This is a genomic window from Mesorhizobium sp. M0772 (genome assembly GCF_040320135.1).
In the GTDB taxonomy this organism is placed as follows: domain Bacteria; phylum Pseudomonadota; class Alphaproteobacteria; order Rhizobiales; family Rhizobiaceae; genus Mesorhizobium.
Genome location: NZ_JAMYPB010000033.1, coordinates 43,057 through 54,923, shown reverse-complemented (window position 1 = coordinate 54,923; position 11,867 = coordinate 43,057). Strand labels below are relative to the sequence as shown.

The window sequence follows — 11,867 nt, the reverse complement described above, 5'->3', positions numbered from 1 at the left end:
GGAAAATCCTGTTTCTTCGCCGCAGATGATGTCCCAATCCTAGGGCTTCTCCTTGTTCGCGGAATGAGAGATCATCGGAAAGCGACGAAGAATTCCGATGGATTGAAGGTGTTCATGACAAACGGCGATTACCGGCCACGGCTCGACCCCACCGACATGGCAATCATCGAGATCATGCAGGAGGATGGCCGCATCGGAATTTCCGAACTCGGCCGCCGCGTCGGCCTGTCCCAGCCCGCGACGTCGGAGCGGGTGAAGCGGCTGGAGGAGCGCGGCATCATCGCCGGCTACCGGGCCGCGATCGATCCCACCGCCCTCGGTCTCGGCACCATGGCCATGATCCGCCTGCGCACCACGCATGAGCACATCCAGACCTGCCTGAAGAAATTCGCCGCCATGCCGCAGGTGCTCGAGGTACTGCGGGTGACCGGTGAGGATTGTTTCCTCGTCAAGGTCGTCGTGCCGTCGCCGCCCGACCTCGAAAGCATCGTCGACGCCATCGGCCGCTACGGCGCGGTGACGACCAATGTCGTGCTGCGCGCCGAGCCGCCGAAGCGGCTGGGACGCGAGCTGATGGCGAAGCTCTGAGCGGCCACGCGCGGCAAGAGGATGGCAAGCGCCTCCTTTTGCGAGGTCCGGCTTTGCCGCGAAAGAATTTCGCGGGCTGGTGTAGGATCGGCGGCGTGGCGCCCGTCCTTGGGGCGAAACCCGTTGCAAACCTTTGGAGCACATCATGGAAGCCGTTCAATCGCCGTGGCAGACCGCGGCCCTTCTCATCGCCCGCCTGACCCTGGCCGCTATGTTCGCGATGGGGGCAGCCCTCAAGTTTACGGACATGGGCATGACTGCCGGCTACATCGCCGCCGCCGGCTTCCCGTTCCCGCTGTTTCTGGCCTGGTGCGCCGCGATCCTCGAAACGCTGCTGGTGATCGCCTTGCTGACCGGAGCATTCTTCACGCCGGCTGCCCTGGTCGCCGCCGTCTATGTGGTCTTCCTCGGCTTTGCCTTCCACGGTCCGTCGCACTGGGCCGGCAACCAGGCCGAGTTCGGCGCCTTCATGTCCCATTTCCCGTTCGCGGCCGGCCTGCTGTTCGCCGCCGTGCATGGACCGGGCAGCGTGCTGGCCTCGAAACTCGGCCGAGGGTGAGGCCCCGCGTCGGCAGACCGCCTCACATCTGGTCGTTGTAGGGTTCCTTCATCTGGCCGACCATGCGGGCCAGTTTCGAGAAGGACGGCATGTCCGCCTCCGGCTGGCATTGATTGGCCAGTTCCAGCAGTCGGATCGGAAAGTTGACGGCGTCGCGGTTGGACTCCGACATGCCGTCGGACCGCTCCTCGCCGGTTTCGATGGCCTCGGCCTTGCGCAGCGCGATGTCGATATCCTCGACCGTGAGCAGGCCCTTGCGCACCAGCACCTGATTGATCGAAGCGACGGCCATCAGCAGGCCTTCGAGTTGCAGATTGGCGACGTTCATGGCTGTTGCTCCCATTTGGCTCAGGCTCAACGCATGAGCCGCTGTTACGATCCGGACGGGGATGCAAGCGATAGGCGTCGGCCGATGGCCTGCGCTACTCTTCCATCCAGCGGCGGCCATATTCGGCCCACAGCGCCTTGACCTCCCGGCTGCCGAGGCGAGGGGCCGAGCCGTCGCCATAGGCGATCGAAACGCCGCTGATGTCGTAATGGGGATGGGCGTCGATGACGAAGCGGATCGCCTCGCCGAGCGGCCTTCTGCCGATGACCGGATCGGCCTGGCCTTGGCCGACGCTGCGAACGCCCGAAACAGTGGCTGGCGCTTGCCGCATCCTGAACACGGATGCCATGGCTGGTTTGTCCATCCCGCTCTCCCCCGAGTTGGAGTGGAATGATTCCATAAGAGCCAGCTAATGACCAGTCGCTAGACGGCCTGTCGAAGGCTGCGTCTTGTATCCTGCAGCCGGTTGAAGGACTGTTCAGGCCAGCGGATCCGCCGCCGGCGGCCTGGCGGGAAGGCCGAGCCTTGTCCGCTCGCCGTCGGCAAACTCCTCGGCCGCTTCCTGGGCCATGAACAGATGCTGGGTCACCGTGCCATTCTCGGCAACCAGCACCGCCCATTGGCGGCGGTCGACACGTTCCACGCGAACGTCATTGGGCTCTCCGGCCACCATGATCGTCCTCCAGCAGGCGTACGGCACGGAGGGGGCGTGCCTTTACGCCTTGGTCTTGCTCTTGGCCGGCGCCTTGGCGGCCGGGGCCTCGGGTGTCCTGATGCCGAGCCCGAACTCCTTTGCCAGCTCCGAGCGCTTGGCGGCGTAGCTGGGCGCCGTCATCGGATAGTCGCCGGGCAGGTCCCATTTGGCGCGATAGGCTTCCGGCGTCATGCCATGGGCGGAGCCGAGATGACGCCGCAGCGACCTGAACTTCTTGCCATCCTCGAGGCAGTAAATGAAATTCGGCGTTACCGAGCGCTTGCGGTTGACCGCAGGCTCAGGCGCAGGTTGCGGCGGAGCAACGGGATTGTCCACGGCCGCGAGCGCTGCATTGACGCTCTCGATCAACGCCGGCAGGCTATCCGGAGGCACTGAATTGTTGCGCACGAATGCCGCGACGATGTCGGCGGTCAGATTTATATTTCGGATTTTGTCCTCAGACATGGCTTCTTTTGCCCCCTTGATGCCAAAGGGCAAATTATCAGACAACATCCGCCGACGGCATGGCACTTTAGAACATATGCATATGACTTGACGCCGGATGTGGTAGCGCTAGCATCGCCGAGTCTCCGATCGATGTCGATGTAGGAATTCTTTCCTGACATATCTTGACCGGTGAGGGCAGCTATGCTATGATTTGCCTATGGTGCTGATTTGCGCCGCCGACCCGCCGCCGAGGCGGGTTTTGTTTTTCAGGCCGGCTTGGAAGCGATGACGGCCAGTGACGCGAGTTTTCCCTCGCTCAGGCTGCTTATGTAGTTTTTTCGCCGATGCACGAACTCGGCGCCGAGCACGATCTCATTGGCCTGCTGCTGGGCGGGCGAGGGCACGATGCCGGAATTTGCCCGTTTCAACGCCAGCTCGACATGATCGCCGGTTTCGTCGATGACATCGTCGACCCGGAATCCGGCTGAAGCAAACAGAGCCTTCAGGGTCTCGCCGTCGACAAGATGACTGGCCGCCGACGACACCGCCCAAGGCAAGGGATAGTAAGGCTCGCCGTCCGCCAGCACCGCCTCGGTCCAGACAAGCCTGGCTTTCGGCTTCAGCACGCGCCACGCTTGCCCGATGACCGCCGCCTTGTCAGCGATATTCATGCCGACATAGAAGCAGATTGCCGCGTCGAATGTGTCGTCCGCAAAAGGCAGCCTTGTCGCATCGGCCTCATGGAAACGCACTTTGTCGCCTAGGCCGCAGAGCTCGGTCAATCGGCGGGATGCCTCGACGAACGCCTGCGTCAGGTCGACGCCGTCGACGCTGCACCCATAGGTCTCGGCAAGGAACCGGGCCGGGCCGCCAATGCCGCTGCCGATGTCCAGAACCCGATCGCCGGCGGAGGGCGCAAGACGCGCGGCATGGTCCTGCGTGGCGATCAGCTCGCGGCCATGAAGCTGATCGAACGGATAGAGTTGTTTGGCTGCGAGGCTGCCGGCCTTTGCGTCCGGCACAGCCGACAGGATGCGCTCGACAATGCCGCCGCTGCCATAGTGACTGGTCACATTGCTCATTGCGCTCTCCGACGAGACGCAGCATCCCATCGATGCTGCCCTTGCGCAATGCGCGGCCGCGCCAAGACGCGGCTTTGACCGAAGTAGGAATTATTTCCTTTTTTGTATTGACGGGTGAGGGCAGCTTTGCTATGATTTGTCCATGGTGCTGATTGCGCCACGGACCCGCCCACGAGGCGGGTTTTGTTTTCCTGATGCCCACAACGTGCGGATATCGGATGTCGGCGGGACAGCACCCCCCTCTGGCCTGCCGGACGTTCGTCGTTCGGAAAGCCAAGCAATTGGCTTTCCGTCCGCTGCGCGGACCACGCCGCAACCCCCACACGGGGGGAGATGGGACTGCCGCCTTGCTTTCGCCAATCGTCAGCGCTGCAAATTGGTCGCGACCCTGGAGCTGCCAATCTCCCCCCTTGAGGGGGAGATGTCCGGCAGGACAGAGGGGGGAACGCTATCCTCGGTTCACTCTGCCTTATCCGCGAGGCCCCCATGTCCAACCGCTATGCCACCATCATCACCGACGATGACGGCCGCGAGGTCGTCAGCGCCATTGGCGTGTTCGAGGGCGCTGCCCCGCAGGCGCGCATCGGCCGCGTCGAGCCGGTCGTGCCGGGCGTGCTGATCGGCATGGTTCGCGGCGGTTCCGTCGATGCCATCGGCGGCTTCGGTTTTCCGCGCGGCACGCACGACGGCCGGGCGATCGCCCTTGCCAGGGCAACCCTGAAAGCCGCGCCCGCCGGAAAACGCCACGCGCCGGCCGCTGATGCGGCCCGCAAGGCCCCTCCAAAACGGTCAAGGGCAAAATCGGCTCGGCGCAAGTCCGGCAAGATCAAGTCCGGCAAGATCAAGGGGCCGGCGAAGCAGGCAGCGACCGCCGAGCCCGCCGGGATCTCGGATCATGGCTGACCGGACGGCGCCGCGTGCGCGCCCTGACCGCAAGGCGCCTGCCGCCGCCGCTGCCAAGCCGAAGCGGACGAAGAAGACGCTTGGCGATGATTTCCTCGACGCGGTGCGCGCCGATTTCCGCGCCAATGGCGCCGGCGTCATTGCCGCGGTCCGGGCCGACAAGCCCGACCAGTATCTGAAGATCGTGCAATCGGTGCTGCCCAAGGATCTGGCCAAGGATTTGCATGTTTCATCTGACAATCTGGAAGCCCTGAGCGATGACGAGATCCGCCGCCGCATCCGCGGCCTCGAAGCCGTCCTCGGGCCGTTTGGCGACCAGCCTGAAGGCGCGCCGCCACTATCTGGCGCTGCTGCAGGAGCTGGACCGCAGGCGCAGGACTAACCAGCTTGCCGCCTACCGGCCTTATCCCAGGCAGGCGCAGTTTCACGCCGCCGGCGCGCAGAACCGGGAACGTCTGTTCATGGCCGGCAACCAGCTCGGCAAGACCAGGGCCGGCGGCGCCGAATGGGCCATGCATCTCACCGGCCGCTACCCCGCGTGGTGGCAGGGCAAGACCTTCGACACCCCGTCAGGCTATGGGCTGCCGGCGTGACGGGCGAGGGCACGCGCGACAACCCGCAGCGCGTGCTGGTCGGCCCGCCGCAGCAGCAGGCGGCATGGGGCACCGGCATGATCCCGGCCAACGCCATCCTGCACACGACCATGGGCCGCGGCGCCCCGGGCGCGCTCGACAGCATCGTGGTGCGCTGGGGCGGCGGCGGCGACGTGCAGGCCGATGAATCGGTGCTTTCGTTCAAGTCCTATGAGAAGGGCCGCGAAAAGTGGCAGGGCGAAACCCTGCACGGCGTCTGGTTCGACGAGGAGCCGCCGCTGGATATCTATTCCGAGGGGTTAACCCGCACCAACGCCACGGGTGGCATCACCATCGTGACGTTCACGCCGCTGCTTGGGATGTCGGATGTGGTGCTGCGGTTTTTGTCGGCGGGTGAGGTGGAGGGCAGAGCGGGAGGTTGAAGTAGAGCCTCCGCAAGGGGAGGGCGCCGGTGCTGCCGCAGCGGCGCTCGGTATCTGGCTCAATGCGGAAGAAGCAGAGAGATCTTTACACGGGGTGCAAAGAAGCAACGCAAATACAGCTGATTGGTTATGACGTATGTACCTTCGCAGATATGGTATTGGCCGTCTGGGGATTCCTGCACACGGTCCGGTGGGATGATGAAATTATCCGGCAAATAGATGTAACCACCGTCGATCCTGGGCCGCACCGAAGACCGAGGTATGGCGCGGCAATCAGAACCACCGCAACACTTGAATTTCGTCTGTGGGTCAATCCTGTCTTGGTACCAATCGTGGGCGCTGGCGGCTGTCGCGGCGGCGATGCACATCGCCGTGAAGATGGACCTTCGCATGGCATTCCTCAAGCATCTGGCAGGCGCTGCTCGTTGGAGCGTCTACGTATATTAGCGTCCCGTTGAGAATACCATTGGCCGCCGACTGACGGACGCAGCTCCGGCAAGCGACACTGGCTACTGAAAGAGTGAACCGGTCGAACGCGGTCGTTGAGAGTGATTGGTTTGACCCTTCCTGGCCATCAATGACCGAGGTGAGGGCGGCGGCGGCGATGTCCAGGCCGATCAATCGGTGCTGTCGTTCAAGAGCTACGAAAAGGGCCGCGAAAAGTGGCAGGGCGAAACGCTGCACGGCGTCTGGTTCGACGAGGAGCCGCCGCTCGATATCTATTCCGAAGGCCTGACCCGCACCAACGCGACGGGTGGCATCGCCATCGTGACGTTCACGCGGTTGCTCGGCATGAGCGATGTGGTGTTGCGGTTTTTGTCGGCGGGTGAGGTGGAGGGCATGGGGAAGGGCTAGTCGAGATTATTCGACGCATGCGCTGCCCCTCATCCGCCTGCCGGCACCTTCTCCCCGTAAACGGGGAGAAGCGGGCTGGCCGCAACTTCGGCGCTCTTCCTGCAGCGTCGGCGATTGGCGAAACCGGCGGCGGCAGCGTCCTTCTCCCCGTTTACGGGGAGAAGATGGCGGCAGCCAGATGAGGGGCGGTGCCGGCGTCGGTTTGCGTGGCGAAAAGCTATTAAAAACAATCTATTAGAGCCATCCCTGATTCAATTCGTGCAGGTGAAGATCGATGACCCGTCACGTCACCTTCATGACCATCGACGATGCCGGGCATTATTCGCCGGACGAGCGTGCCGCCATCGTTGCTGCCTATCCCGAGCATGAGCGCGAGGCCAGGGCCAAGGGCATTCCGGTGCTGGGCTCCGGCCGCATCTTTCCGCTTGCCGAGGAGCTGATCGCCTGCGAGCCGTTCCGGCTGCCGCGCTACTGGCCGCGGATCGGCGCGCTTGATTTCGGCTGGGACCATCCGTCGGCGGCGGTCGAGCTCGCCTGGGATACGGAAGGCGATGTTGTTTACGTCACCAAGGCGGCCCGCGCCTCGCAGCAGACGCCGGCGATGCAGGTGCTGGCGCTGAAGCCGTGGGGCGAGTGGCTGCCGTGGGCCTGGCCGCGCGACGGCCGCCGCGAGACGCTGGAGGCGGCGGGCACTGCGCTCGCCAGGCAATACGCCGCGCACGGGCTGAACATGCTCTCGGGTCACGCCCGCTTTGCCGACGGCTCGGTCTCGGTCGAGGCCGGGCTGATGGAGATGCTCGACCGCATGCAATCCGGCCGCTTCAAGGTGTTTTCGACGCTGCTGCCCTGGTTCGAGGAATTCCGCCTCTACCACCGCAAGGACGGCCAGGTGGTCAAACTGCGCGACGATCTGATGGCCGCGACACGCTACCGCAAACTGACGCTCGCCTATGTCAGCGGCGCCGGCACTTTGCCGACGGTGGCCAACGGCATCTGGCTGATGTTCGACCGTGCCGGCGACAGAGGCGCCGACGGGACGGGAGTAGGAGATTTTTTGGGGCCTGCGTCTTCGGCAACCGACAATATTGTCACTTTCGCGGGCACCACGGGCAAGGTGGGGAAGGATAGTGGGATCGCGGTGTCCAGCCTGGCGCCGAAGGCCAGCCCGACATTTACCGGGACGCCAACGGGGCCGACCGCAGCGCCTGGAACGAATACCACGCAATTGGCTACAACGGGGTTCGTCAAGGCTGGGTTTGATCTGAAACTTGATAGCCGACCCAACCTTGGTGTCGTCGCGCAGACGATCACCGATTGGAACAACGCCCTGGACAACGGCTGGTATATGGCCTCGGCGGCGGCTAATGCGCCAGACGGCGTAAATTGGTTCCTGGGCTTTGTGGAAGCGCACGGAAGCACTGGCTACCGGACGCAGACGGTGCATGATTTCGTCAACGACACTACGGCGGCAGACCAAAAGCTATGGCGGTGCAGGCAGGCTGGCGGTGCCTGGGGAGGATGGATCAAGCTGCAATGGTCGCAGGCCGAACAGGATGCACGCTATGTCCAGTCGTCCACGGCGTTGCTTCAGAAGTTTTATGAAAGCCCGCAACAGACCATCACATCCGGCGGGTCGCTGACGTTGGCTCATGGGCTGGGGGTGAAGCCGAAGCTCTATGCGGCCTTCATTCAATGTACTACGGCTAATTCGGGGTATTCGGTTGGTGACGAGATACCCATTAACCCATCTCTCAATACAACTGATGCGACCGCTCAAGCTATTAGCATCGTGCCAGATGCCACCAATTTGAATGTACGGATTGGTAATGCTGCTGGCGCACTTAAAGTCCTCAACAAGGCTGGAACAGGTTTTAACGACATAACAAACGCTAGCTGGAAACTCGTTTTGAGAGCGTGGGCCTAGCTTGCGAAATGTGAGCAACGGTCTAAACGTTGGAACATGCATATTACTATTGCAGTGCAAGGCAAAATTCCCTGTCGAGGCTACGGCGGCACCCAGCGGCAAATCGATTGGCTCGCCAGCGCACTCGCATCTCTCGGACATAAAATCACACTGATTGCCGGAGTGGGCTCCACCCATCCGCGTTGCGAGGTCCGGCAGGCCGCGTCAGTAGTGGAATGTCTGGGGGCGATTCCTATCAATACTGACATCGTGCATTTCAACGGCTGGTATGATGTAGAAAGCCCGTATCGTGCGCTTTACACTCTGCACGGCTATGTTCCAAACGCCCCGAGAAAGGGGCAAAATTACAGCTTCGTCAGCGCCAGTCACGCGCATCATCATGATCGAGAAACGTTTGTTTACAACGGTTTCCCTGTGGATGCCTACCGGCTGGCAGATCGGAAAAGTGAGCGGCTGTTGTTTTTGGGCGGTATCGCGAGGGCCGGGAAGGGCCTCAACCGGGCCGTCGATCTGGCGAAGAAATTTAGCTTCGAGCTCGATATCGCGGGTGGCTCGAGGTGGAAGTTGCTCGGGCGCAGCCAAACCCGGAAAGAGTCTCTGTTCTTCAAGAGCTTATCGCGGCGCTACCGCTTCCACGGCACTGTCGATGGCGAGGAAAAGCTCCGATTGCTCGGCGAGGCGTACGCCTTCCTTAACCCGATCTCCTGGGCAGAGCCGTTCGGCATGGCGGCGGTCGAAGCAATGCTGTGCGGAACGCCTGTGCTGACCACTCCGTGCGGCGCGCTTGCCGAAACGGTCGATGCAGACAGCGGGCGTTTCTTCGAAACCGATGACGAGTTTGCTCACGGTCTCAATGAGATCAACAGCATTTCCGCGCGAACATGCCGTGAATCGGCAGCCGAAAGATTTCCGATCCAGAAAGCCGCAAAGGCCTATCTGGAACTCTATAAACGCATCCTTGACGGCGAAGTGCTTCCGTGAGCCCGCTTTAGCCGCTCCATCCAAAATTCCTCTCCCGTGAGGAAGCGTTATAGCTGGCCAACCGACATGCCGTCGGCACAGTCAGGATCAACAGGACACTCGTCTCTGTGACTGGCTAAAGTCTCCGAGCTAAATTCCACAATCTCCTGAGGTTACCCATGGACCGCAACTTCGCGCGGGCGCTTGCGCTCGTCCTCAAATCGGAAGGCGGCTGGTCCGACAATCCGGCCGATCCCGGCGGCGCTACCATGAAGGGCGTGACGCTGGCCAATTTCCGCCGCTACGTGAAGGCGGATGCGACGAAGGACGACCTTCACCATATCACGGATGCTCAGGTGGCGAAGGTCTATCGCCGCTTCTATTGGGATGCCGTTGCCGGCGCCGAGCTTTCCGGCGGTGTCGACTATGCTGTCTTCGACTTCGCCGTGAACAGTGGGCCGGGCAAGGCGACTAAATATCTGCAGGCGGCAGTTGGCACCGCACAGGACGGCAGGATCGGCCCGGCCACGCTCAAAGCTGTCGGCGCCAGGCCACCGGGCGCAGTCATCGACGATCTTTGCGATGCCCGCCTGGCATTCCTGCGGCGGCTGCCGACCTGGCCGGTTTTCGGCAAGGGTTGGAGCGATCGCATCAGGTCGGTCCGTTCCCAGGCGCTGTTGATGTCGGCACTACAGCCCGCTCCGGCACCTTTGCCGGGCTCCCCGACCCAGCCATCAGCGCTCTCGCCGAAGCCCGGCAGTGCGATGCCGCCGGTGTCTACCGGCGGGCGTGTCAGCCCCGTCGAACGCCTGCCGTTCTGGCGTGCGCTGCTTCAAATCCTGAAATCGATTTTCGCAAGGAGTTCGACATGATCGCCGTCTTCATCCGCATCGGCTTGCGTTACGGCGCCGGTGTTCTGGTCGCGCGTGGCCTGCTCGGCGCCGACTACGCGGCGGCATTTTCTTCCGACCCCGACATTCAAGCTGGTCTGGAGATCGCCGCCGGTCCCGCCATCGCCTCGGTCACCGAGACCTGGCATTGGCTGGCCGCCGCAAATCCGGCTGGGAGCACTGACATGGAAGGGTTTCAACAACTGCTCATCGCCTATCTCGAAGCCGCGAAACCCTATGCTATCGGCTTTGCCGCCGGACTTGTCGCCGGGTGGCTGCTGTGAGCGCGCTCCTCGCCGTCCTGCTTGGCAACAAAGCGCTGCTGGGCTTCCTGGCATCGGTCATCGCCGCCCTTTGCTGGGGCGCTCACCAGCGGCTGGCCGGCGCCAGGGCCGAGCGCGGCAAACTGGCGGCCGCTGAGGCCGCGGCGCGCGCGGTCGCTGAGCAGGTGCAGAACGACGTCGGCGCACTGCCGGCGGACGCTGTTCGAAAGGAGCTGAAATCATGGGCAAGGGACTGATGCTTGCGCTGCTTGTGGCGCTTGCCGGGTGCACGACTGCTTCGGGCGGCTTCTGCGCGATTTCGAGCCCGCTGCGCCTGTCGGCCGAAGCCGTCGACGTCCTGTCGGACGCGAGGCGAGAGCGCTCTTGGCGCACAACCGCAAGGGACAAAAGCTCTGCGGATGGAGGCCTTAGCCGATGCACGACCTCTTCGACATGCTCGGCATCAAGGGGCCGGTCGTCGCCGCCGGGCTAGCCGGCGGCGTGCTGAGAGCACTGTCGCGCCATCGCTACAAGCTGCGCGAGATGATTGCCTCGCCGATCTGCGGGGCGCTGGCGGCTGCGTATCTGACGCTGCCTGCCGTCGCCTGGTTCAGGGCAACCGGCATGCCTATCCCCGATCCGGCCGACGACACCACGACGCTCGCCGCCGCCTTTTTGATCGGCGTCTCGGCCATGTGGATTTCCGACATCGTCTTCGAGGTCATCGTGCGGCGGTTCGGCTCGGCCGGCAACGAGTGATGCACTTGAGATGCTGGAAGAAGCCAGCGACAATGCCTACCTAAGGAGCAATCCAATGGAGGTATGATATGGCGACGTCTACCGAACGTGCAGTCCTTGCCGGCGGCTGTTTCTGGGGCATGCAGGATTTGATCCGGCGCTATCCCGGCGTGATCTCTACCCGCGTCGGCTATAGCGGTGGCGATGTGCCCAACGCCACGTATCGCAACCACGGCAGCCATGCCGAAGCCATCGAGATCGTTTTCGATCCGGCCAGGATCAGCTTTCGCACATTGCTCGAATCCTTTTTCCAGATCCACGATCCGACCACCAGGAACCGCCAGGGCAACGATGTCGGAATGAGCTATCGCTCGGCGATCTTCTACACCAGCGACGAGCAGAAGCGCGTCGCCGAAGACACCATCGCTGATGTCGATGCCTCTGGACTGTGGCCGGGCAAGGTCGTCACCGAGCTTGCGCCGGTGGGCGATTTCTGGGAGGCGGAGCCAGAGCATCAGGACTATCTCGAGAAATACCCCAACGGCTATACCTGCCACTTTGTCAGGCCGGGCTGGAAGCTTCCGGTCCGCGAAAAGGCTGTTTCGTAGCGCAGCCTCTATC

19 protein-coding genes are annotated in these 11,867 nt (G+C 62.8%); 14 read left to right on the top strand and 5 right to left on the bottom strand.

Translation table 11 applies throughout. From position 1 onward, the window contains the following. Positions 1–114 precede the first annotated feature (114 nt). Together NKI06_RS20780 and NKI06_RS20775 are read left to right on the top strand one after the other, a co-directional pair. Complete coding sequence (locus NKI06_RS20780) at positions 115–588, top strand: Lrp/AsnC family transcriptional regulator (RefSeq protein WP_023747791.1); 474 nt, start codon at positions 115–117, stop codon at positions 586–588. 145 nt (positions 589–733) lie between these two features. Beyond that, positions 734–1,147, top strand: coding sequence for a DoxX family protein (locus NKI06_RS20775; protein WP_352986921.1), 414 nt, complete (start codon positions 734–736; stop codon positions 1,145–1,147). 22 nt (positions 1,148–1,169) lie between these two features. Here the strand turns inward: NKI06_RS20775 and NKI06_RS20770 are convergent, their stop codons facing one another. From NKI06_RS20770 to NKI06_RS20750, 5 genes are all read right to left on the bottom strand, one after another. Next, entirely contained in the window at positions 1,170–1,475 is a 306-nt protein-coding gene (locus NKI06_RS20770; protein ID WP_023671444.1) for a hypothetical protein, read from the bottom strand. A 94-nt stretch (positions 1,476–1,569) separates the two neighbouring features. Then, positions 1,570–1,839, bottom strand: a complete 270-nt coding sequence (locus NKI06_RS20765; protein ID WP_023697755.1) for a hypothetical protein — start codon at positions 1,837–1,839, stop codon at positions 1,570–1,572. Between the two features lie 114 nt (positions 1,840–1,953). Continuing rightward, positions 1,954–2,148 carry a hypothetical protein gene (locus tag NKI06_RS20760; RefSeq protein WP_023689866.1) on the bottom strand — a complete coding sequence of 65 codons (195 nt, stop codon included), beginning with the start codon at positions 2,146–2,148 and terminating at the stop codon, positions 1,954–1,956. Between the two features lie 42 nt (positions 2,149–2,190). Further along, a complete protein-coding gene (locus tag NKI06_RS20755) occupies positions 2,191–2,634 on the bottom strand; it encodes a Ros/MucR family transcriptional regulator (RefSeq protein ID WP_023671447.1) in 444 nt (147 codons plus the stop codon). Between the two features lie 248 nt (positions 2,635–2,882). After that, complete coding sequence (locus NKI06_RS20750) at positions 2,883–3,698, bottom strand: class I SAM-dependent methyltransferase (protein WP_352986919.1); 816 nt, start codon at positions 3,696–3,698, stop codon at positions 2,883–2,885. Between the two features lie 486 nt (positions 3,699–4,184). On the opposite strand from NKI06_RS20750, the gene NKI06_RS20745 reads away from it, so the two are divergent. From NKI06_RS20745 to msrA, 12 genes are all read left to right on the top strand, one after another. After that, on the top strand, positions 4,185–4,601 hold the full coding sequence (locus tag NKI06_RS20745; RefSeq protein ID WP_352986917.1) for a hypothetical protein: 417 nt from the start codon (positions 4,185–4,187) through the stop codon (positions 4,599–4,601). Next, on the top strand, positions 4,594–4,983 hold the full coding sequence (locus tag NKI06_RS20740; RefSeq protein ID WP_352986915.1) for a hypothetical protein: 390 nt from the start codon (positions 4,594–4,596) through the stop codon (positions 4,981–4,983). The genes NKI06_RS20745 and NKI06_RS20740 overlap by 8 nt, the downstream gene beginning before the upstream one ends. Continuing rightward, a complete protein-coding gene (locus NKI06_RS20735; protein WP_352986913.1) occupies positions 4,910–5,194 on the top strand; it encodes a terminase large subunit domain-containing protein in 285 nt (94 codons plus the stop codon). The genes NKI06_RS20740 and NKI06_RS20735 overlap by 74 nt, the downstream gene beginning before the upstream one ends. Further along, the gene (locus tag NKI06_RS20730; RefSeq protein WP_352986912.1) at positions 5,191–5,616 is read left to right on the top strand and encodes a terminase large subunit domain-containing protein; all 426 of its coding nucleotides are present in this window, start codon (positions 5,191–5,193) and stop codon (positions 5,614–5,616) included. The genes NKI06_RS20735 and NKI06_RS20730 overlap by 4 nt, the downstream gene beginning before the upstream one ends. Positions 5,617–6,240: 624 nt before the next feature. Continuing rightward, positions 6,241–6,471 (top strand): terminase large subunit domain-containing protein, encoded by a 231-nt coding sequence (locus tag NKI06_RS20725; protein WP_502900603.1) that lies wholly within the window; start codon positions 6,241–6,243, stop codon positions 6,469–6,471. 274 nt (positions 6,472–6,745) lie between these two features. Beyond that, positions 6,746–8,395 (top strand): phage terminase large subunit family protein, encoded by a 1,650-nt coding sequence (locus NKI06_RS20720; protein ID WP_352986910.1) that lies wholly within the window; start codon positions 6,746–6,748, stop codon positions 8,393–8,395. 36 nt (positions 8,396–8,431) lie between these two features. After that, entirely contained in the window at positions 8,432–9,376 is a 945-nt protein-coding gene (locus NKI06_RS20715) for a glycosyltransferase (RefSeq protein ID WP_352986908.1), read from the top strand. A 158-nt stretch (positions 9,377–9,534) separates the two neighbouring features. Next, positions 9,535–10,227, top strand: a complete 693-nt coding sequence (locus NKI06_RS20710; RefSeq protein WP_352986906.1) for a glycoside hydrolase family 108 protein — start codon at positions 9,535–9,537, stop codon at positions 10,225–10,227. Continuing rightward, positions 10,224–10,529 carry a hypothetical protein gene (locus NKI06_RS20705; RefSeq protein ID WP_352986904.1) on the top strand — a complete coding sequence of 102 codons (306 nt, stop codon included), beginning with the start codon at positions 10,224–10,226 and terminating at the stop codon, positions 10,527–10,529. The genes NKI06_RS20710 and NKI06_RS20705 overlap by 4 nt, the downstream gene beginning before the upstream one ends. Beyond that, positions 10,526–10,765: a hypothetical protein gene (locus NKI06_RS20700; RefSeq protein WP_023684348.1), complete on the top strand. Its 240-nt coding sequence runs from the start codon at positions 10,526–10,528 to the stop codon at positions 10,763–10,765. Before NKI06_RS20705 ends, NKI06_RS20700 begins: the two co-directional genes overlap by 4 nt. A gap of 178 nt (positions 10,766–10,943) precedes the next feature. Further along, positions 10,944–11,267, top strand: coding sequence for a hypothetical protein (locus tag NKI06_RS20695; RefSeq protein WP_023689880.1), 324 nt, complete (start codon positions 10,944–10,946; stop codon positions 11,265–11,267). 68 nt (positions 11,268–11,335) lie between these two features. Beyond that, positions 11,336–11,854 (top strand): peptide-methionine (S)-S-oxide reductase MsrA, encoded by a 519-nt coding sequence (msrA, locus tag NKI06_RS20690; RefSeq protein WP_023671461.1) that lies wholly within the window; start codon positions 11,336–11,338, stop codon positions 11,852–11,854. Positions 11,855–11,867: the final 13 nt, after the last annotated feature.

Coding starts and splice junctions, on each gene's coding strand:
- NKI06_RS20780 (WP_023747791.1), top strand. CDS start 115: ATGACAAACGGCGATTACCGGCCACGGCTCGACCCCACCGACATGGCA.
- NKI06_RS20775 (WP_352986921.1), top strand. CDS start 734: ATGGAAGCCGTTCAATCGCCGTGGCAGACCGCGGCCCTTCTCATCGCC.
- NKI06_RS20770 (WP_023671444.1), bottom strand. CDS start 1,475: ATGAACGTCGCCAATCTGCAACTCGAAGGCCTGCTGATGGCCGTCGCT.
- NKI06_RS20765 (WP_023697755.1), bottom strand. CDS start 1,839: ATGGACAAACCAGCCATGGCATCCGTGTTCAGGATGCGGCAAGCGCCA.
- NKI06_RS20760 (WP_023689866.1), bottom strand. CDS start 2,148: ATGGTGGCCGGAGAGCCCAATGACGTTCGCGTGGAACGTGTCGACCGC.
- NKI06_RS20755 (WP_023671447.1), bottom strand. CDS start 2,634: ATGTCTGAGGACAAAATCCGAAATATAAATCTGACCGCCGACATCGTC.
- NKI06_RS20750 (WP_352986919.1), bottom strand. CDS start 3,698: ATGAGCAATGTGACCAGTCACTATGGCAGCGGCGGCATTGTCGAGCGC.
- NKI06_RS20745 (WP_352986917.1), top strand. CDS start 4,185: ATGTCCAACCGCTATGCCACCATCATCACCGACGATGACGGCCGCGAG.
- NKI06_RS20740 (WP_352986915.1), top strand. CDS start 4,594: ATGGCTGACCGGACGGCGCCGCGTGCGCGCCCTGACCGCAAGGCGCCT.
- NKI06_RS20720 (WP_352986910.1), top strand. CDS start 6,746: ATGACCCGTCACGTCACCTTCATGACCATCGACGATGCCGGGCATTAT.
- NKI06_RS20715 (WP_352986908.1), top strand. CDS start 8,432: ATGCATATTACTATTGCAGTGCAAGGCAAAATTCCCTGTCGAGGCTAC.
- NKI06_RS20710 (WP_352986906.1), top strand. CDS start 9,535: ATGGACCGCAACTTCGCGCGGGCGCTTGCGCTCGTCCTCAAATCGGAA.
- NKI06_RS20705 (WP_352986904.1), top strand. CDS start 10,224: ATGATCGCCGTCTTCATCCGCATCGGCTTGCGTTACGGCGCCGGTGTT.
- NKI06_RS20695 (WP_023689880.1), top strand. CDS start 10,944: ATGCACGACCTCTTCGACATGCTCGGCATCAAGGGGCCGGTCGTCGCC.
- msrA (WP_023671461.1), top strand. CDS start 11,336: ATGGCGACGTCTACCGAACGTGCAGTCCTTGCCGGCGGCTGTTTCTGG.